Annotated in this window: 18 protein-coding genes; 9 read left to right on the forward strand and 9 right to left on the reverse strand. The window is 65.0% G+C overall.

Annotated elements, in window-relative coordinates; genetic code table 11:
* Nucleotides 1-7: 7 nt before the first annotated feature.
* Both aosR and clpS read right to left on the reverse strand, forming a co-directional pair.
* Nucleotides 8-589: an oxidative stress transcriptional regulator AosR gene (gene aosR, locus WIMU1_RS25430; RefSeq protein WP_062801291.1), complete on the reverse strand. Its 582-nt coding sequence runs from the start codon at nucleotides 587-589 to the stop codon at nucleotides 8-10.
* A 5-nt stretch (nucleotides 590-594) separates the two neighbouring features.
* Nucleotides 595-930, reverse strand: coding sequence for an ATP-dependent Clp protease adapter ClpS (gene clpS, locus WIMU1_RS25435; protein ID WP_099385040.1), 336 nt, complete (start codon nucleotides 928-930; stop codon nucleotides 595-597).
* 33 nt (nucleotides 931-963) lie between these two features.
* Between clpS and WIMU1_RS25440 the strand changes: the two genes are divergently transcribed.
* From WIMU1_RS25440 to WIMU1_RS25465, 6 genes are all read left to right on the forward strand, one after another.
* Nucleotides 964-2,265 carry a nicotinate phosphoribosyltransferase gene (locus WIMU1_RS25440; RefSeq protein ID WP_062801268.1) on the forward strand — a complete coding sequence of 434 codons (1,302 nt, stop codon included), beginning with the start codon at nucleotides 964-966 and terminating at the stop codon, nucleotides 2,263-2,265.
* Nucleotides 2,266-2,275: 10 nt separating this feature from the next.
* Nucleotides 2,276-2,872, forward strand: coding sequence for an isochorismatase family protein (locus tag WIMU1_RS25445; protein ID WP_245969053.1), 597 nt, complete (start codon nucleotides 2,276-2,278; stop codon nucleotides 2,870-2,872).
* A gap of 43 nt (nucleotides 2,873-2,915) precedes the next feature.
* Nucleotides 2,916-4,994 (forward strand): ATP-dependent DNA helicase, encoded by a 2,079-nt coding sequence (locus WIMU1_RS25450; RefSeq protein WP_062801270.1) that lies wholly within the window; start codon nucleotides 2,916-2,918, stop codon nucleotides 4,992-4,994.
* Between the two features lie 105 nt (nucleotides 4,995-5,099).
* Nucleotides 5,100-7,106, forward strand: coding sequence for a maltotransferase domain-containing protein (locus WIMU1_RS25455; protein WP_062801294.1), 2,007 nt, complete (start codon nucleotides 5,100-5,102; stop codon nucleotides 7,104-7,106).
* Nucleotides 7,103-9,331: a 1,4-alpha-glucan branching protein GlgB gene (gene glgB, locus WIMU1_RS25460; protein WP_062801272.1), complete on the forward strand. Its 2,229-nt coding sequence runs from the start codon at nucleotides 7,103-7,105 to the stop codon at nucleotides 9,329-9,331. The genes WIMU1_RS25455 and glgB overlap by 4 nt, the downstream gene beginning before the upstream one ends.
* A 28-nt stretch (nucleotides 9,332-9,359) precedes the next feature.
* Nucleotides 9,360-10,817: a neutral zinc metallopeptidase gene (locus tag WIMU1_RS25465; RefSeq protein WP_147431391.1), complete on the forward strand. Its 1,458-nt coding sequence runs from the start codon at nucleotides 9,360-9,362 to the stop codon at nucleotides 10,815-10,817.
* Nucleotides 10,818-10,887: 70 nt separating this feature from the next.
* On the opposite strand, the gene trxA is transcribed toward WIMU1_RS25465, so the two are convergent.
* The 4 genes from trxA to WIMU1_RS25485 form a co-directional block, all read right to left on the reverse strand.
* Nucleotides 10,888-11,817, reverse strand: coding sequence for a thioredoxin (trxA, locus tag WIMU1_RS25470; RefSeq protein WP_062801275.1), 930 nt, complete (start codon nucleotides 11,815-11,817; stop codon nucleotides 10,888-10,890).
* Between the two features lie 69 nt (nucleotides 11,818-11,886).
* Complete coding sequence (locus WIMU1_RS25475; protein WP_084248568.1) at nucleotides 11,887-13,050, reverse strand: MFS transporter; 1,164 nt, start codon at nucleotides 13,048-13,050, stop codon at nucleotides 11,887-11,889.
* 89 nt (nucleotides 13,051-13,139) lie between these two features.
* On the reverse strand, nucleotides 13,140-13,475 hold the full coding sequence (locus WIMU1_RS25480) for a DUF3817 domain-containing protein (protein WP_062801279.1): 336 nt from the start codon (nucleotides 13,473-13,475) through the stop codon (nucleotides 13,140-13,142).
* Nucleotides 13,472-14,659, reverse strand: coding sequence for an acetyl-CoA C-acetyltransferase (locus WIMU1_RS25485; protein WP_030163868.1), 1,188 nt, complete (start codon nucleotides 14,657-14,659; stop codon nucleotides 13,472-13,474). Before WIMU1_RS25485 ends, WIMU1_RS25480 begins: the two co-directional genes overlap by 4 nt.
* 68 nt (nucleotides 14,660-14,727) lie before the next feature.
* Between WIMU1_RS25485 and mce the strand changes: the two genes are divergently transcribed.
* Together mce and WIMU1_RS25495 are read left to right on the forward strand one after the other, a co-directional pair.
* Complete coding sequence (gene mce / locus WIMU1_RS25490) at nucleotides 14,728-15,207, forward strand: methylmalonyl-CoA epimerase (protein WP_030163870.1); 480 nt, start codon at nucleotides 14,728-14,730, stop codon at nucleotides 15,205-15,207.
* A 133-nt stretch (nucleotides 15,208-15,340) separates the two neighbouring features.
* Complete coding sequence (locus tag WIMU1_RS25495; protein ID WP_062801281.1) at nucleotides 15,341-16,381, forward strand: coiled-coil domain-containing protein; 1,041 nt, start codon at nucleotides 15,341-15,343, stop codon at nucleotides 16,379-16,381.
* Between the two features lie 54 nt (nucleotides 16,382-16,435).
* Here WIMU1_RS25495 and WIMU1_RS26805 read toward each other — a convergent pair whose 3' ends face one another.
* Both WIMU1_RS26805 and nucS read right to left on the reverse strand, forming a co-directional pair.
* Nucleotides 16,436-16,678 carry an Rv1322 family protein gene (locus WIMU1_RS26805; protein WP_189339403.1) on the reverse strand — a complete coding sequence of 81 codons (243 nt, stop codon included), beginning with the start codon at nucleotides 16,676-16,678 and terminating at the stop codon, nucleotides 16,436-16,438.
* Between the two features lie 13 nt (nucleotides 16,679-16,691).
* The gene (gene nucS / locus WIMU1_RS25500) at nucleotides 16,692-17,372 is read right to left on the reverse strand and encodes an endonuclease NucS (protein WP_062801296.1); all 681 of its coding nucleotides are present in this window, start codon (nucleotides 17,370-17,372) and stop codon (nucleotides 16,692-16,694) included.
* 71 nt (nucleotides 17,373-17,443) lie between these two features.
* On the opposite strand from nucS, the gene WIMU1_RS25505 reads away from it, so the two are divergent.
* Nucleotides 17,444-17,992, forward strand: coding sequence for an NUDIX domain-containing protein (locus tag WIMU1_RS25505; protein WP_503827257.1), 549 nt, complete (start codon nucleotides 17,444-17,446; stop codon nucleotides 17,990-17,992).
* On the opposite strand, the gene glsA is transcribed toward WIMU1_RS25505, so the two are convergent.
* Nucleotides 17,989-19,383 (reverse strand): glutaminase A, encoded by a 1,395-nt coding sequence (glsA, locus tag WIMU1_RS25510; RefSeq protein ID WP_062801283.1) that lies wholly within the window; start codon nucleotides 19,381-19,383, stop codon nucleotides 17,989-17,991. The genes WIMU1_RS25505 and glsA overlap by 4 nt on opposite strands.
* Nucleotides 19,384-19,481 lie beyond the last annotated feature (98 nt).

The following is a 19,481-nucleotide window of genomic DNA, read 5'->3' on the forward strand; positions in this document are numbered from 1 at the left end:
ATCGAGATCATTTCCCGATCAGGGCGACGACAAGAAGTTCCTGGACAACCGTCAGCCAGTGGTAGACGTCGAGGTGAGCAGCCATCGGATCACCCTCGGGCAACTGATCGGGAGTCGACTCGCTGATCCCGATCATCGCACCGAGCGCGAGCCGTACGTCGTTGATCGCCGCGAGCCACTGATCGGCCTCGGCCTCGGTGAGCGACACCGGTCCGCCGCCGTCGGGCAACGAGTCCAGGACTGCTTGTGCCGCTTGTTGTTTCGCCGAGATGATGTGCGGCTCGTGCAGACTGCGCAGGGCGCCGTTCAGATCGCCGGTGACCGCGTCCACCGACGTCGACTCGTCTTGGTCGGGTCGATGGAAATCTGGGAACAGGCGCCCCAGCGTCACGTCTGACGGCGGTTCGGAGTGTCCTGCCTCGATCCCGGTGAGATCGGTGAGTTCGTCGGACGGTGCCGTGGACTGCCGTTCGTCGAGCAACTCGGTCATCGACGTGACCAGAGACGCGATCAGATCCGACTCGTGAGAGTCCAGTTCAGTGGTGATCCGGAGCCGTTCGCCGGAACCACGCCGCTTCCAATTGCGCACGCGGCTCAGCTGTCCCGCTGCATCGTGGCCCACAGACCTGCCGCGTGGAGCTTCTGGACATCCAATTCGACCTTGTCGCGGTCACCGGTCGACACGACCGCCTTGCCCTCGGTGTGCACCTGCATCATCAGCTCCGCCGCCCGTGTCTCGCTGTATCCGAACAGCTTCTGGAACACGTACGTGACGTATCGCATCAGGTTCACCGGGTCGTCCCACACGATGGTCACCCAAGGCCGATCAACTGCCTGGTCACGTTCGGCGACGGCGGTACTCGACGGGGTAGCCTCGTGCTGACCGTCGCCCGCTGCCGACACAGGGCCGAAGTGGTGCGGTGCGGTCATCATCTGTCCGCGCATGGCCCTAGGGTACCGATAGTGACCGCTTCGAACACAGCGCTGCTGACCGATCAATATGAGCTCACCATGGTCGCCGCAGCACTCGCCGACCAGAGCGCCCATCGGACGTGCACCTTCGAGGTTTTCGCGCGGCGGCTGCCCGATGGGCGTCGTTACGGCGTCGTCGCAGGTACCGGCCGTCTGATCGACCAGCTCACCAACTTCACCTTCGGACCCGAACAGCTTGCGGTGGTCGAGAAGTTCCTCGACGACGAGACGCTCTCGTGGCTCGCCGACTATCGGTTCTCCGGAGACATCGACGGATACGCCGAGGGCGAGCTCTACTTCCCCGGCTCGCCCATCCTCACCGTCCGCGGCACGTTCGCCGAAGCCGTCATGCTCGAGACGTTGGCGTTGTCCGTGCTCAACCACGACAGCGCCATCGCGTCGGCTGCGGCCCGGATGGTCACCGCGGCAGGGTCACGACCCATCATCGAGATGGGGTCACGACGCACCCACGAGGAGGCGGCCGTCGCCGCGTCGCGAGCCGCGTACCTGGCCGGGCTCTCGGCCACGTCGAACCTCGAAGCCGCCCACCGCCACGGTGTACCGAGCGCCGGCACCAGCGCACACTCGTTCACCCTGGTGCACACCACCGCGGACGGACCCGACGAGAAGACCGCCTTCGCGGCCCAGATCGCCAAACTCGGTGTCGGCACCACCTTGCTGGTGGACACATACGACATCACGCAGGGTGTCGCCAACGCCATCGAGGTCGCCGGGCCCCAGCTCGGTGGCGTCCGTATCGACTCCGGCGACCTCGGGGTGCTCGCCCGCCAGGTCCGCAAGCAACTCGACGACCTAGGTGCCACCGGCACACGCATCGTGGTATCGGGAGACCTCGACGAATACGCGATCGCTTCGCTACGCGCCGAACCGGTCGACGTCTACGGGGTGGGCACGTCACTGGTCACCGGATCCGGTGCACCGACAGCAGGTATGGTCTACAAGCTCGTGGAGGTCGACGGACTCCCGGTCGCAAAACGCGCCAGTCACAAGGAATCTCGTGGCGGGGCCAAGACCGCTGTCCGTACCGCCAAACAGTCCGGCACCATCGTCGAGGAGGTCATCTACCCGAGCGGTGGCTCTGAACCGACTCTCGACCTGCCCGCCCGCCCCCTTCAGATCCCACTCGTCAGGGGCGGCAAACCGGTGGAAGGCCTACCGTCACTGACCCAATCGCGTGACCACCTCGCCGCAGGCCTGGTCTCGCTTCCGTGGGAAGGTTTGGGACTCTCGCATGGGGATCCCGCCATCCCGACCCGATTCATCGCACCGTGAGGGGAATGATGTGAGCGAACCCATCCGCACCGCCTTGCTCATCGTCGACGTGCAGAACGATTTCTGTGAAGGCGGATCTCTTGCCGTCAAAGGCGGCGGTGCCGTCGCCGCAGCCGTGACCGCTTACATCAGCCGCGACCACGGATACCACGCGATCGTGGCCACCCGCGACCATCACATCGACCCCGGCGACCACTTCTCCGACACCCCCGACTTCGTCGACAGCTGGCCACCGCACTGTGTCAAGGGGACACCGGGAGTGGACTTCCACCCCTCGCTTGCCACCGACACACTCGATGCCGTGTTCAGCAAGGGTGAATACAGCGCGGCGTACTCCGGGTTCGAGGGATTCGACGATTCCGGTGCCGGATTGGCGGACTGGTTGAGAGACAAGCAGATCAACGCCGTCGACATCGTGGGACTGACCACCGACCACTGCGTGGTGGCGACCGCGCTCGACGCACAGGCGTCCGGATTCACCACACGGGTGTTGTTGCGCTATACCGCCGGAGTCAGCCCGGACACCACCAAGACAGCCGTTGCCCGGATGACCGAGGCCGGCATCGGCGTGATCACCGGTGTGTCCGCGGCGGACCGTCCCGCATGATCTGGTGGCATGACACAGACCTGAGCCGCCGTGGACGATCACGGTGACGTCCATACCCGAGGTACCCGAACTGCTCGCCTCCGCGGTGCAGGCGCTTGGCGGCGCCAAACGCGATGGTCAGCTCAAAATGGCTTCGGCCGTGGCACATTCGATCGACACCGGGGAACATCTGGCCGTCCAGGCCGGCACCGGAACCGGTAAGTCCCTCGCCTACCTGGTGCCGTCGCTGCGCCATGCCGTGGACACCGGGCACACGGTGGTGGTGTCGACTGCGACCATCGCCTTGCAACGCCAGCTCGTCGACCGCGATCTCCCGCGCACCGCAAAAGCGCTCACCAAACCCCTCGGCCGCGCACCAGAGTTCGCCATCCTCAAGGGCCGAGGAAACTATCTGTGCCTCAACAAGATCCATGCCGGAACCATCGAGGAACCCGACGGGGAACTCTTCGACGCTTTCACCGCATCTCGGATGGGACGCGAGGTCACCCGGGTGCGCGAATGGTCGTCGGATACCGATACCGGTGACCGCGACGACCTCGAGCCCGGCGTATCGGACCGGGCCTGGCGACAGGTCAGCGTCAGCGCGAGAGAGTGCCTGGGAGCAACCAATTGCTCGTACGGGGCCGACTGCTTTGCCGAGAAGGCCAAGGCGAAGGCAGGCGCGGCCGATCTCGTTGTGACCAACCACGCGCTGCTGGCCATCGACGCGATGAGCCAGGCCACGATCCTGCCCGACCACGACGTGGTGGTGGTCGACGAGGCCCACGAACTCGCCGACCGGATAACAGCTGTGGCCACCGCAGAGATCTCGGGCACCTCCATCGCAGGTGTGGCCCGGCGCTGCGGGAAGTTGATCGACCAGGAGATCGCCGACGACATCGAGGGTAGCGGCGAGTTGATCGAGTCCCTCCTCGAACAGCTCGAGCCCGGCAGATGGAGCGGGCTCCCCGACGGCGCGCCGCTGGCGCTCGCGTCGTTGCGTGACCGTCTGTGGAAGGCGCACACCGCCATCGGGCCCGCCAAACGAAGTGGCGAGGTGGACGCCGACGCCAGTGCCGCCCGCTCGGCCGCGCTCACCTCTCTGGAAGAGATGCACGACACCGCCGTGCGGATTCTGGCCGCGTTCGACGATCCCGACGAATCGCGCCGCCTGGACGTCGTCTGGGTCGGGGACGACCTGGTGCGAGGTGAACGCAAACGCGTGCTCAGGGTGGCCCCCCTGTCGGTCGGCGGGCTGCTGCGTGCCTCACTGTTCGCCAAGGCGACAGTGATCCTGACATCGGCCACACTGACCGTCGGCGGTTCATTCGACGGCTTGGCGGCCGGCTGGGGATTGCCGCCACACCGCAGCGGCGATGCCGGATCCGACGTCGACTCCGAGGCAACCAAATCTGCGCAAAGCATCACCGCAATCGGCAAACCGCCGCCGTCCGACGAGAAGAAGATGCGGTGGAACGGGCTCGACGTCGGCTCCCCCTTCGACCATCAGAAGGCCGCAATTCTGTATGTCGCAAAACATCTGCCCGCACCGGGCCGCGACGGCATCTCCGCCCGCACGCTCGACGAGATGGTGGAGTTGATCACCGCCGCAGGCGGCCGCACGCTCGGGCTGTTCTCTTCGATGCGCGCCGCCAAAGAGGCGGCCGAGGCCGTCCGCACCCGGATCGAGCTCCCGGTCCTCTGCCAAGGCGACGGCGCGACGGGGGCGCTGGTGAAAGAGTTCGCCGCCGACGAGAAGACCTGTCTATTCGGCACTCTCTCGTTGTGGCAGGGAGTGGACGTGCCAGGCCCGTCACTCAACCTCGTCCTCATCGACCGGATCCCCTTCCCACGACCGGACGATCCCCTGCTGATGGCGCGCCAGCGTGCGGTCGCGGCCCGAGGAGGCAACGGCTTCATGGCCATCGCTGCCACCCACGCGGCGTTGCTGATGGCGCAGGGTACGGGCCGTCTACTCCGGTCGACGTCCGACCGAGGAGTGGTGGCCGTGCTCGACTCACGTTTGGCGACGGCACGCTATGGAAACTACCTACTCGCGTCGTTACCACCTTTCTGGCGGACCACCGATGCCCAGCTGGTACGGGGTGCACTGACCCGATTGCAGGGCGCCGGCGCCGGGTGAGGGTGTCCGAGCCCGAGCCGATCGGGCCCGGGTCGCCTACGGTGGTGGTGCACGCGACGACATGACAGCGTTGGGCGACAACACTCTCGAAAGGTGGCGGACTCATTGATAGGGCGCATCGGGATCGATGACATTGCCCCGGTAGTCTCTTCCGGACAGTTTGCCGCGAAAGCGGTTGTCGGAGAGACTTTTCCAGTCACCGCAACAGTCTGGCGCGAAGGCCATGACGCGGTGGCGGCCACTCTGCACGTGGAAGGTCCCGCCCGCGGCGGCACCGTCGACGTCCGGATGGTCCCGGCAGCAGAACCAGATACCTTCAACGCCGTCTTCAGTCCGACCAGCATCGGATATTGGACGTACCGCATCGACGCATGGAGTGATCCGTTCACCACCTGGCGCGACGCGATGGACAAGAAGCTCGCCGCCGGTCAGGGAAGTGCGGAGCTTGCCAACGACATCGAGCGCGGGGCTCGCCTCCTGGACCGAGCCCTCGACCTCGTCCCCCCGAGTGATCGCGACGTCGTCGCGGGCGCATCGGCATCCTTGCGTGATGGCAATGCCGCTCTGCCCGATCGTGTCGGCCCGGCACTCTCGGCCGAAGTAGCTCAATTGCTCACCGATCACCCCGTTCGGGAATTGATCACCAAGAGCCGCACCCACCGGGTCTGGGTGGACCGCACCAGGGCACTGTTCGGGTCCTGGTACGAGTTGTTCCCTCGTTCCACCGGCGGATGGGACAACGAGGGACATCCGGTTCACGGCACGTTCCTGACTGCGGCCGAGGACCTTCCCCGCATCGCCGACATGGGGTTCGATGTGGTCTACCTGCCCCCGATCCACCCGATCGGAGAGGTGAATCGTAAGGGACCGAACAACTCCGTCACCGCCGGACCAGAGGATGTCGGTTCCCCGTGGGCCATCGGGTCTGCAGACGGTGGCCACGACGCCATCCATCCCCGCCTCGGGTCTCTCGACGACTTCCACTACTTCCGCCACCGCGCCGAGGAGCTCGGCATGGAGGTGGCTCTCGACCTGGCGTTGCAATGCGCTCCGGACCATCCGTGGACCACCGAGCACCCCGACTGGTTCACGATCGAACCCGACGGCAGCATTCGCTACGCCGAGAACCCACCCAAGAAGTATCAGGACATCTACCCCCTGAACTTCGACGACGACCGCAACGGGATATTCAGAGGCGTCCTCAAGGTGGTGTTGCACTGGGTTGCCCAGGGCGTCAAGATCTTCCGGGTCGACAACCCTCACACCAAGCCACCAGACTTCTGGGAGTGGCTGATCATCGAGGTGAAGAAGCGCGACCCCGACGTGCTGTTCCTGGCCGAGGCATTCACCCGGCCCGCCCGCCTCTACGGCCTGGCGAAACTCGGGTTCACGCAGTCCTACACCTACTTCACGTGGCGGACGGCCAAGTGGGAGTTGACCGAGTTCGGCAACGAGTTGGCCGAGAACGCCGACGTCGCCCGCCCCAACCTCTTTGTCAACACGCCCGACATCCTGCACGAAAGTCTGCAGCACGGCGGCCCCGGGATGTTCGCGTTACGTGCCGCGCTGGCGGCAACGCTGTCGCCGACGTGGGGCGTGTACAGCGGCTACGAGTTGTATGAGGGCCAGGCGGTACGCGAGGGCAGCGAGGAATACCTGGATTCGGAGAAGTATCAGCTCCGGCCACGGGATTACAAAGGTGCTGCGAGCCGGGGCGAATCTTTGGAGAACTGGCTTCGCTCGCTCAACGAGATCCGCCGGCGGCACCCGGCGCTCCAACAGCTGCGGTACCTCAAGTTCCACCACGTGGACAACGATGCACTGATCGCATATTCGAAGTTCGATCCGAAAACCGGGGATACGGTGGTTGTCGTGGTGAACATCAATCCTTATGGAGCAGAAGAATCCACCCTGTGGCTGGACATGCCCTCACTCGGCTATGACTGGCAGGACCGCTTCAGCGGAGTCGACGAGGTGACCGGCGAGAACTTCCACTGGGGTCAGGCCAACTATGTTCGGCTCGAACCCTGGCGTCAGGTGGCCCACGTGGTCGCGTTGCCCCCCATGCCCGAAGAGGCCCGCGCGGCCCTGTCGTTCCGGACTCCGTCATGAGCGCCGCCGCCTCCGAGGCCCCCGACGCAGCTGTGACCGAGGGTGATCTGCATCGATTGCTGTCGGGTACACATCACAATCCGCACGGTCTACTGGGCGCACATCCGGCCGGTGACCACACCATCCTGCGCACGCTCAAACCCGATGCCGTGTCGGTGAGCGCCGTGATCGGTGGAGTCGATTACCCACTGACACACCAGGAATCGGGATTGTTCGTCGCGGCCGTGCCGCTGACCGACCTGATCGACTACCGATACCGGGTGAGCTATCCCGCGGACGAATCGGGTGTGGCGGACCGGGAGTTCGTGGTCGCCGATGGGTACCGATTCCTGCCGAGTCTCGGCGAACTCGACATTCATCTCTTCACCGAAGGCCGCCACGAGCGGCTCTGGGAGATCCTCGGACCGCAATCACGTGTGTACTCCACACCTGACGGCGAGGTGACCGGGACGAGTTTCGCCGTGTGGGCACCCAATGCCCAGGGCGTCACCGTGATCGGGAGCTACGACGGCTGGCGTGGTCACACGGCGCCGATGCGGTCCCTCGGTTCCAGCGGGGTATGGGAGGTGTTCATCCCCGACATCGGACCGGGTACCACCTACAAGTACCGGATCACCGGCAATGACGGGGTGGTGCGCGAAAAGGCCGACCCCATGGCCCGCGCCACCGAGATCCCGCCCAAGACCGCATCTGTCATCCCCGAGACGTCGTTCGAATGGTCGGACGACACATGGGTTGCCCAGCGTGAAGAGTCCGACGCCACCATCGAACCGATGAGCGTCTACGAGGTCCATCTGGGCTCGTGGAGACAAGGTCTCACCTACCGTGAGCTGGCCGAACAACTCGGTGACTACGTCGTCGAACTCGGCTTCACACACGTCGAGTTGCTGCCCGTGTCGGAGCACCCGTTCGGCGGTTCATGGGGTTACCAGGTCACCTCCTACTACGCCCCCACGTCACGTTTCGGAAGTCCTGACGATTTCCGGTTCTTCGTCGACCACCTGCATTCGCTCGGGATCGGCGTGATCGTGGACTGGGTGCCCGCCCACTTCCCGAAGGATGCCTGGGCGCTGGCCCGCTTCGACGGGACCGCGCTCTACGAGCACGGCGACCCTCAGCGAGGCGAACAGCTCGACTGGGGCACGTACGTGTTCGACTTCGGACGCAACGAGGTCCGTAACTTCCTGGTCGCGAACGCGCTCTACTGGTTCGACCAGTTCCACATCGACGGCTTACGGGTGGACGCCGTCGCATCGATGTTGTACCTCGACTACTCCAGGCCCGAAGGGGGCTGGACGCCGAACATCCACGGCGGCCGCGAGAACCTCGAGGCCGTGCAGTTCATCCAGGAGATGAACGCGACCGTCCACAAGCATCACCCCGGGGTGGTCACGGTCGCCGAGGAGTCCACCTCGTGGCCGGGCGTCACCCGCACCACCAACCTCGGAGGCCTCGGCTTCTCGATGAAGTGGAACATGGGATGGATGCACGACACGCTCGGGTTCCTCGGGCGTGACCAGATCCATCGCAGCTTCCATCACCACGAGATCACCTTCTCGCTGATGTACGCGTGGAGCGAGAACTTCGTGTTGCCGATCAGCCACGATGAGGTGGTGCACGGCAAAGGCACGCTGTGGTCGCGGATGCCGGGAGATTCCAGGACCAAGGCGGCGGGGGTCCGCGCGCTGCTCGCGTACATGTGGGCTCACCCGGGCAAGCAACTGTTGTTCATGGGTCAGGAGTTCGCACAGACCCCTGAGTGGTCGGAGGAGCGCAGCCTGTCCTGGGAGCAACTCGAGGGCTGGGAAGGTGAGCTGCACAGCGGAGTCCAGTCGCTGGTCTCCGACCTCAACAGCGTCTACAAACGTCACCCTGCTCTCTACAGCCAGGACATCACGCCGAACGGCTATTCCTGGATCGACGCCAACGACACCGCGGGCAACATCATCAGTTTCCTGCGGTGGGGATCCGACGGTTCGGTGATGGCCTGCGTATTCAACTTCTCCGGCACCACTCGCACCGACTACCGGGTGGGACTACCGCTGACGGGATCGTGGGACGAAGTGCTGAACACCGATGCGCCGTCCTACGCCGGCAGCGGGGAAGGCAACCTCGGGCAGGTCATCGCCGAGGAGGAATCGTGGCATGGCCGGCCGGCCTGTGCTCGCCTGACGCTTCCGGCGAACGGTGCCATCTGGCTCACTCCGGCAGCCACCACCGACTAGCACGGATCGGCGCGGCTAGAGTTTGGTCGTGGCCCATAGCTCCCGGCGAACGCCGGTTCTGATCGGTGCGCTGGTGGGGGCCTGTCTGATGCTCGTGTCGGCGTGCGCGACGCGCGACGAGCGTCAGGTGGTCAGTGGTGAAGCGGTGTCGGCGTACTCCGACCCGTTCACCGTCGCCGGGCTTCCCGTCTCAGATGGGCCCAACGGACTCCGTGATGACGCGGCGGACACGGCGCTCGACATCCGTGGGGGCGACGATGGTGAGATCGACGACCTGATGGGTGCAGCGCTGGCGGACCTGGAGACGTATTGGAAGCAGGCATTCGAGCCCGCCTTCAAAACGAGTTTCAAAACCGGCCTGTCCTTCGTCTCGTGGGATGCCGAGTCTCCCCAGAGCCGGTCGGTGCTGTTCTGCAACGAGCCGACCTTCGGTCAGGTCAATGCGGCCTTCTGCCCCACGCGCGACGAGATCGGTTGGGACCGCGGAGTTCTGATGCCTGCTTTGGCGGACGCATTCGGTCCGATGGCGCCTGTCACGGTGATCGCGCACGAATACGGCCACTACATCCAGATGATCGGCGGTTTCGACAAGGACACCTCGCCCATCGTCAGCGAGCAGCAGGCCGACTGTCTCTCCGGGAACTTCATCCGATGGATCGCCGAAGGCAACGGCGAGTTCCTTCAGATCAACACCGGGGACGGGCTCAACACCGCAGTGGCCGCGCTGATCTCCGCACGCGACAGCCGCCGGGGCCGGTCGGATCACGGCACCGCCTTCGAGCGGGCCCTCGCGTTCGAAAAGGGTTTTCGGTCTGGACCGGCGACGTGCGCAGCGATCACCGAACTGACGATCGACGACCTGCGTGACCAGATGCCACCGAGATTCGACAATGCCGGGGCCATCGACACCTCCCCGTTCACCGAAGCCGGCCTGGAGTCGGTGGTGCAGTCGGTCGAGGCGTTCTTCGACCTGCCGGACACCGCCCGGCCGTCGGTGCTCACCGACCGCATCGAGCAACCGTGCAGCGGAACGTCCGACCAACAGGCCGCGCTGCCTGTCGCGTTCTGCCCGGACACCAACACCGTCTCGATGGACCCCGATGAACTAGCCCTGATCGCGACCAACGGAACCAGCGGACCGTCTGCGCTGCCGAGCTTCATCGGTGGGGACTTCAGTGCGTATTCGCTTGTCGCCTCCCGATATTCACTTGCGACACAGCGCGCGCGAGGCCAAGTGCTGGACCAGCCGGTGACCGCCGCCCGGGCTGCCTGTTTCACCGGCCGGTGGGCACGATCGACAGCGGACTCCGGCACGTTCACGCTGCGCGGAGGTGACCTCGACGAATTGGTGTCGGGCCTGCTCGTGAGTGGCGCGGTCGCCAGCGATGTGGCCGGTCGGTCGTTGCCGAGCGGGTTCTCACGGATCGCGGCCTTCTCGGCCGGTTACTTCGGTGACGAGAAGGGCTGCGCCCGCTACGACCCGTAGGTCTCGACAGGTCGTTACTGCATCGGCCGTCAGGGGTCGGTCGGTGCGGGGTCGGTCAGTACAGGGTCGGTCAGTACAGCGCGGTTGCCAGCTTGCGCCGGGCCGCGACCACAAACGGTTCCGCCGGGTCGAACAGCTCGAACAGTTCCAATAGTCGGGTCCTTGCCCTGGTCCGTTCGTCGCCACCGGTCTTCGCGATCACCGCAACGATGCGGTCGAAGGCTGCCTCCGGCTGCTGATTCAACAGTTCGACATCCGCGGCCGCCAGGTGGCCATCGACGTCATCGGCCTCGAGGTCCGTGAGCGACGCGGGATCGTGGCTTTGTGCCCTCGCTACGAACTCGAGGTTGCGGACAAGCGATGCGGCCTCGACGTTGTCGGGTTCGGACGCCGCGATGTCCTTGTAGTCGGCGAGCGCACCGTCGATGTCGCCACTGTTCAGCTTGTCTTCGGCCGCGGCCATCCGTGGATCGACCGGTTCGGGCTGCGGCTCATCGGAGTCGTCAGCCGGAGCTCCGGTAAAGGTGTGTTCGTACTTGGCCAGGATGTCGTCGACCCAACCCTGGATCTGGGCGGCCGGCTGTGCGCCGGCGAATGCCGACACGGGCTGGCCACCGGCGATTGCCACCACGGTCGGGATCGACTGGACCCCGAACAGCTGCGCGATGCGGGGGTTGGCGTCCACGTCGACCTTGGCCAGCACCCACTTGCCCCCTGACTGCTGGGCAAGCGCTTCGAGCGTCGGTGAGAGTTGTTTGCACGGCCCACACCAGGTTGCCCAGAGATCGACGAGTACCAGCACCTGTTCCGAACGTGCGACGACATCGGACTCGAAGTCGGCTTCGGTGACGTCATAGACGGCAGGAAAGGCGCCGCCTGCCGGAGCTGGTGACGCCGAGGTGGGCGGGCCCGACGCGGGCGGCGTCGCCGGCCGGTTGGGTTGTGCGCGTTGGGCATCGGCCCGCTCTTTGAGAACGGACAGGTCCACTGCCCCGGACATCGCCGCTGCAGCTCGGGCAGCAGCCTGTTGACGTGGTTGCGGTCTGCTCACCCGTCCAGTCTGGCACGGTCAGAGACCGTGTGGTGCCCCGGTCCGCCCGCGTTCGCCAGCAGCGGACGCAGGTTTCTGCGCAGACCCGGCGTCACCGGCACTCGGTCGGACCACCGGCGCCGCCACGAACGCGAACGCCATGCCGGCTGCAGCGATCCAGAGTGCGGTGCCGAGAGAGAACCAACTGCTCACCGGACCGATCACCGCGGGTCCGGCCAGCATTCCGACGTACCCGCACCCGACAACCAGTGAGATGGTCTGGCCGCTGGAACGGCTGGAGATGTTGCCGGCTGCGGTGAACAGCTGCGGCACCCCGCCTGCCACTCCGAGGCCGAAGATCGCCCATCCGATGACACTGAGCACCGGTGTCGGCGAACAGATCACCAACGTCATACCGACCATGGCGATCGCAGACCCCAGGCGCACCACCGCAACCGGCCCCAGCCGCGCACTCACCGTGTCCGCCGAGAACCGCCCGACCACCATCGTGGCGCTGAACGCGCCGAACGCGATTGCTCCGATGGCCTCGGGCTGGTCGTATCGTTCCACCAGGTACAGCGCACTCCAGTCGTAGGCGGTTCCTTCGGCCAGCATCAGACCGAAAGCAACCGCGGCCAGCAGGGCGATCCTTCCCCACGGCCGCCGTGAGGCGGCGGCGTCACCTGTCTCGCCGGGTTCGCCTGGCTCTTCGTCGGCGTAGCCGGTGATCAGGGTGTTCGACAACAGCAGAGCGCAACAGATCGCGAGTGCACAGCAAGTCCCCAACGTGGCCAGCAGGGGCACGTCCACTGCCAGGGTGGCGGCAACCACCCCTGAGCCGATCAGTCCGCCGATCGAGAAGAACCCGTGGATCGAGGACATGATCGGGCGGCCGTAGATCCGTTCGATGAGCACGGCCTGCGTGTTCATGGAGACATCGAGGGCACCATTGCAGAATCCGAACATCACCATTGCCGCGGCGAGGGTGATCGGTCCGGTGGCCAGCCCTGGCAGAACGATCGCAACAGCCAACGCGATCGCGCTGATCACAGTGGGTCCTCGCGAGCCGAAACGGTCGATCAGCGGTCCGAGCAGCTGCATGCCGACAAACGCTGATGCGCCCAACACCAGCAACAGCCCGCCGAGAGTCGCGTTGTCGACGCCCGTCCGGTCCTGGATCACCGGGATGTGGGCGACCCACATCGATGCCAACAGACCGTTGAGGGCGAAGATGCCGGACACCGCCACGCGCACGGCACGTGACGCGTGCGCGGTGGCGGCGGTATGCGTTGTCAGGAGGTGGCGGCCCGGGTCGGGGCGTCGGTCCCGTCGAGATGCCCGTTCCGCTTCGCCCAGATCTCGAAGATCAGGGTTCCGAACGGCGGGATGCTCGCAACGAGGGCCAGCCCGGTCGTGACCAGGCTCCACCGCAGGCGCCATGCGGTGAACAAGGCGACCACGATGTAGGCCACGAAGACCGCCCCGTGCGTCATGCCCGGAATGGCGACCGCCTCTTCGTGGCCGAGGACCCATTTGAAGAACATCGCGACCAGCAGGGCCAGCCAGGTCACGGCCTCTGCGATGGCGACGACACGGAAAATCTTTGCGGTGAGGTCGGTGGAGATCATTTCGCGGGCACCTTGATGATCAGCGCGTCGCCCTGGCCGCCGGCTCCGCAGAGCGCTGCGACCCCGGTGCCGCCGCCGCGGCGGGCCAGTTCGAAGGCAAGGTGCAGGGTGATCCGTGCGCCGGACACACCGATCGGGTGACCGAAGGCGATCGCACCGCCGTTGACGTTGACCTTGTCGTCACTGAGCCCCAGCTCGGCGGTGGCCGCCAGGCCCACTGCGGCGAACGCCTCGTTGATCTCGACGAGATCGAGGTCGGCAGGTTCGATGCCGGCACGCTTACAGGCTTTCAGGATGGCCCGCGACGGCTGGTGCTGCAGCGTGGAATCCGGTCCGGCGACCACGCCGTGGGGCCCGATCTCGGCCAGCCACTCCAGTCCCAGCTCGGTTGCCTTGTCTTTGCTCATCACCACGACCGCCGCGGCACCGTCCGAGATCTGCGACGAGTTGCCTGCGGTGATCGTGCCGTCCTTACGGAACGCCGGACGCAACCGAGCGAGCGAATCTGCGGTGGTGTCCGCGCGAATGCCCTCGTCCTCGGCGAACTCGATCGGATCGCCCTTGCGCTGCGGGATGCTCACCGGGACCACCTCGTCGGCGAAGAGGCCGTTCTTCCAGGCCGCGGCCGCACGCTGGTGGGATTCTGCCGCGTAAGCGTCCTGCTGTTCACGGGTGAACGACTCGACGTCGTTCTGCTGCTCGGTCAGCGCGCCCATCGGCTGATCGGTGAACGGATCGTGGAGGCCGTCGAAAGCCATGTGGTCGACCAGCTCGGTGTTGCCGTACTTGAACCCACCACGGCTACCCGGGAGGATGTGCGGCGCCTGGGTCATCGACTCCTGGCCACCGGCCACCACGCAATCGAACTCACCGGCGCGGATCAGTTGATCGGCCAGTGCGATCGCGTCGATGCCCGACAGGCACATCTTGTTGATGGAGAGGGCCGGGACGTCCCAGCCGATACCGGCTTTGACGGCCGTCTGCTTGGCGGGCATCTGCCCGGCTCCGGCACCCAGTACCTGACCCATGATCACGTACTCGACCTCGGAGGCAGGAACCTTGGCCTTTTCCAGGGCGCCGCGGATGGCGATCGCGCCCAGGTCCACTGCGCTGAAATCCTTGAGCGAACCCATCAATCGTCCGATCGGGGTGCGGGCTCCGGATACTATTACCGATGTCGACATCTACTTCTGACCTCTCGTCAAAGCTGGCTGAATGGTGGCGCAACCACTCACAACGCTACCTTTAGACCATGAGTGCTCCGGAACAGAACCCCCAGTCAGCGGTACTGACATCCATCGGCGAACTGGTCACCGCGATCGACCACGTAGGTATCGCCGTCCCCGACCTCGAGGCGGCCAAGGCCTGGTATCTCGACAACCTGGGCCTGGTGTGCCTGCACGAGGAGACGAACGAAGCCCAGGGCGTCGTCGAAGCGATGGTCGGGCCTGCAGGCGCCGAGAAGTCGCACGCTCTGATCCAGCTGCTCTCCCCCATCGACGAGACGTCCACCATCGCCAAGTTCATCGACCGTAACGGCCCGGGTTTGCAGCAGATGGCCGTGCGCGTCACCGATGTCGAAGAGGTCACCCGGCGGCTCGTCGCCAACGGGTTGCGGGTGCTCTACGACGCACCCCGTCGCGGCACCGCGAACTCCCGCATCAACTTCATCCATCCCAAGGACGCCGGTGGTGTCCTCCTCGAACTGGTGGAGCCTGCAGCCGCTCACTGAGTCGGCCCCGTTCTTCACCTTCACGGCTGGTGCGCCTGGCCGGCAGTAGCCCAGCGTTGCAGTGCGGTAACACAGTTCATGCTGTCCACCGGCTTGAACCGCTTTGGCGCCCGTGCAGCGTAAAATTGCGGCCATGCCATCTCACGAGGCCACATCTGCGTCCGGACTGCCTTTTGCCACGGTCATGCGCGGTTACGACCGTGATCAGGTCATCGACTTCTTTCGTCGTTTCGACGCCGAGATGCGAGTCATAGCCGCAGATCGTGACGCTGCCACCGCGAATGCGCGCGAACTCGCCGACAACTTGGAACTCGCGCGCGAGGAGATCGAAGAGCTCCGCCGTGAGGTGAACAAGCTCTCGGTACCCCCGACCACGGTGCAGGGCATGAGCGAGCGCGTCTCAAGCATGTTGCGACTTGCGTCCGACGAGGCGTCGGAGATCCGGGCACGATCGGAAGCCGAAGCGGCAGAGACTCTCTCGATAGCCAGGCAAGAAGCCGAAGAGCACCGCCAGGAGATTGCCAGGCAGACGCAGGAGATGAACGAGCGTCGCGAGGCGATGAACGCCGAGCACGAGTCGACCATGCATGCCGCGCACGAGGAGTCGGCGCGCATCCTCGCCGACGCCAAAGCCAAGGCCGAGGAACTCGATGCCCGGGCGCAGAGCAATCGCGAGCGCATCCAAGAAGATTTCGACACCACGATGGCCGCCCGCCGCAAGGAAGCCCTGGAGCAGGCGAAGCAGCTCGAAGCCACCAGCAAGGCCGAGGCGAAAGAGCGTTTGGACACCGCGCGAGCAGAAGCGGAGAGCACCCGACAACGCGCGGCCTCGGCGGCCACCGAAAGGATCACTCGGGCACAGGAAGTCACCGAGCAGATCCGAACACTGCGCGCTCGCATGCTGGCGCAACTCGCCGAGGTGCGAAGTCAGCTCGACGATGTGCCACAGCTACTCGCCGAGGTCGAGAACGAGCCCGAACTACTCGACCCGGACACCAAGGGCCTGCTCAACAAGGACCTGTCCGAGAACGCGCGGCTCGATCAACCGAATAAAGCTGCCGGCGAACGGGATTCGGAAGTGCCCGCGGACACCACCGACGCAGCCGAGCACGATGGCGACACAGACGAGGCCGCGGCCGCCGACAACGACACGGTCAGCGCCTCCTACCGCTGATCACCGCGACGGCTGACGAGGTCGGGCCAAGGTGACTTTCCCGACCACTCCTCTTCACCTGGTTGGACGCCGCCTGTGGATGCGTCTGCGCCAGCATCCGGTGTGCCAATGGCGGCGGTCATCGATGCGATCTGGCCCGCCATAGTCGTCGACCGGCCACGCGACCACATGGGGTGTTCCCACGAAGATCACCTGACTGCAGTGTGGGCAGCGATAGTCCTTGACCGCACGTTGCCCGGAGATGGGCCGCACGTAATAGTCGGTGCCGTCAGGCCCGGGTTCGATCCGCTCCAGCACCGTTGCGCCCGTCCTAGAACAGCCGGAACTCGGTACTCTCGGTCCCCCGGAGTTTGTCGTAATCGAGTGTGACGCAGCGTATTCCGCGATCGGTTGCCAGCGTCCGCGCTTGCGGCTTGATCTGCTGGGCAGCGAACACCCCTTGCACGGGAGCCAGTAGAGGGTCGCGATTCATCAGCTCCAGATAGCGGGTCAGTTGTTCGACGCCATCGATTTCCCCGCGGCGTTTGATCTCCACTGCCACCGACACACCGTCGGCGTCCCGGCACAGCAGATCGACCGGCCCGATCGCGGTCATGTACTCGCGCCGCACCAGGGAGTACCCGCTGCCGAGCGTCTCCACATGCTCAGCCAGAAGCTCCTGCAGGTGCGCCTCAACGCCATCCTTCACCAGACCAGGGTCGACACCCAGTTCATGACTGGAATCGTGCTCGATGTCGGTGATGGTGATCCGGAGCTCTTCACCGGCTTTGTTGGTCACCACCCACAGCCGCGGCCCTTCAGAGGTGGCGGGATCTTCCTCCACCAGCCAGCACGGTGGGCTCATCCAGTTGAGTGGCTTGTACGCACGGTCGTCGGCATGGATGCTCACCGAGCCGTCGGATTTGATCAGCAGGAGTCGACGGGCCATCGGCAGATGGGCTGTCAACCGGCCCACATAGTCCACCTGGCATGTCGCGATAACTAGACGCACGACGTCCACCTTAGGCGCGCACGAGCGCACGTCCTCCACGCCGTGCCGGGGTCGGCCATATTGTGGTCCTTGTGTCGATCAAACGAGTCTCCTCCTCGGAGATCTATGCCAACCCATGGATGTCGTTGAGAGAGGATCAGATACTCCGAGCCGACGGGAGTCCCGGGATCTACAGCGTTGTCGACAAGCCGACAGGCGTTGTGGTGATCCCACGGGACGGCGACCGGCTTTTTCTCGTCGAACAATTCCGGTACGCGGTGGGGGCGCGACGTTGGGAGTTCCCCGCGGGCACCGCACCCGATCGAGCACACGTTCCGCCGCCGGATCTGGCTGTTCGCGAGCTGGCGGAAGAGACAGGTCTGGTGGCCGACAGTCTCACCCAGATCGGTGTGTTGGACGTGGCGCCAGGATTCAGCAGTCAGCGGCAAGTGGTGTTTCTCGCCGAGGGCTTACACACGGGAGAAGCCGCACGAGAGCACGAAGAGCAGGACATGGACGCGCGATGGTGGACGGTCGCCGAGGTCCGGACAGCGGTGAGAGCCGGCCAGATCTGCGATGGGCAGACTCTCGCGGCGCTCACGTTGCTGTCTCTGCACGATTCCGGGGATGCGACCATCTAGGTACGGTCGACCGCGACCTTCAGCAGGAAATCCTCCGCTCGCGTGATTGCCTCTCTCATCGTGGTCACCACATACTCCGCGCCAGGACTCGGCTCGGCGACGTGCGCATTGCGCCGGACCACGACTCCATCGGGATCGACGATCACTGCCGTCCGTGCGGCTCCGTTGATGTTCTCGCTGGCACCGGAGAACATCGAGCGGGATACCTGGTCCACGTGATCGACGCGGCTCATGTCCAGGATGGCGACATCGAACTCCGCGACTGCAGCACGCAGACGCCTCAGTACGCTCTCCGTGCCCGAGAAGGTCAGGTCACCCTGGAGCTCGTATATCCGGATGCGATCTCGTTGCCCGTTCAGATATCGCCGTTCATGGTCGGACCTGTCGGACACGATGTCGATCTCGCGTGCCGAATAGAACGACCGGATGGTCACCCGACTCTCCCGAGCGACGTTGAACATGTGCAGACCGAGGTCGGACGACAAACGCTTGCACGCGCTCACTCCCCTGACGCTGTTGCCGTGCTCATCGAGCAGAGGCGAGTAGACACCGATCCCCAACTGTCCGGGCAGGACAGCCATGATTCCGCCCCCGACACCGCTTTTCGCAGGAAGTCCGACGGTGGTCACCCAGTCGCCGGCTCCGTCGTACATTCCGCAGGTGGTCATCACACTCAGGACCCGCTGGACAACCGCCTGCCCTACTGCCCGCCGACCCGTACGCGGATTGACGCCGCCGTTGGCAAGCGTTCCCCCGATCGTCGCGAGGTCGTCGGTCGTCACGATCAACGAGCACTGTCTGAAATACAGATCGATTGCGTCCTCGGGCGCGGCCCAGAGCATGCCGAAACTCTGCAACATGTAGGCGATCGCCCTGTTGCGTGCGCCGGTCCGCATCTCGGACGCATAGACGTCGGCGTCGAGTGCGAGCTGCCTGCCTGCGCACGCCGAGTAGAACTCGAGTAGTTCGGTGAACGCCTTGTCCACGTCCGGTTGAGTCTCCAGAAGCAGAGAAGCGGAGAGGATGGCCCCGGCATTGATCATCGGATTCCTCGGCCGTCGACGAGAATCCACGCTGATCTCGTTGAACGCTTCACCGGACGGTTCGACACCGATTCGTTCGTCGACTGCATCAAAACCCTTGTGGGTCAACGCAAGCGCGTACGTGAGCGGTTTCGACACCGACTGGATGGTGAAACCGATATCCGCGTCGGCGATCGAGTAGACGTAGCCATCGTGCAGCGCCAGGGACAGCCCGAACCGATTCGGGTCCACCTGGGCCAGTTCTGGGATGTAATCCGCCAGCTCGCCGCCCCCGCCGGCGTAGCACGAACTGTGGATGTGCTGGAGATAAGACTCGACCAGCGACGGACCGGTGACCAGGGATGCCATGGACTCATCTAAGCAAAGACCGCCTCCACGGAGCCTGCTCGACGTCGATCTACCCAGAAAGCACTGAAGCCCCCCGCGTTAGCGGGGGGCTTCAGTAA

It is taken from the genome of Williamsia muralis NBRC 105860 (assembly GCF_001598915.1).
Taxonomy (GTDB): domain Bacteria; phylum Actinomycetota; class Actinomycetes; order Mycobacteriales; family Mycobacteriaceae; genus Williamsia; species Williamsia muralis.

Excerpts from the sequence above, each read along its gene's own strand:
- clpS (WP_099385040.1), bottom strand. The coding sequence starts at position 930 with ATGACCGCACCGCACCACTTCGGCCCTGTGTCGGCAGCGGGCGACGGT.
- glgB (WP_062801272.1), top strand. The coding sequence starts at position 7,103 with ATGAGCGCCGCCGCCTCCGAGGCCCCCGACGCAGCTGTGACCGAGGGT.
- trxA (WP_062801275.1), bottom strand. The coding sequence starts at position 11,817 with ATGTCCGGGGCAGTGGACCTGTCCGTTCTCAAAGAGCGGGCCGATGCC.
- WIMU1_RS25475 (WP_084248568.1), bottom strand. The coding sequence starts at position 13,050 with ATGTGGGTCGCCCACATCCCGGTGATCCAGGACCGGACGGGCGTCGAC.
- WIMU1_RS25480 (WP_062801279.1), bottom strand. The coding sequence starts at position 13,475 with ATGATCTCCACCGACCTCACCGCAAAGATTTTCCGTGTCGTCGCCATC.
- WIMU1_RS25485 (WP_030163868.1), bottom strand. The coding sequence starts at position 14,659 with ATGTCGACATCGGTAATAGTATCCGGAGCCCGCACCCCGATCGGACGA.
- mce (WP_030163870.1), top strand. The coding sequence starts at position 14,728 with ATGAGTGCTCCGGAACAGAACCCCCAGTCAGCGGTACTGACATCCATC.
- WIMU1_RS25495 (WP_062801281.1), top strand. The coding sequence starts at position 15,341 with ATGCCATCTCACGAGGCCACATCTGCGTCCGGACTGCCTTTTGCCACG.
- glsA (WP_062801283.1), bottom strand. The coding sequence starts at position 19,383 with ATGGCATCCCTGGTCACCGGTCCGTCGCTGGTCGAGTCTTATCTCCAG.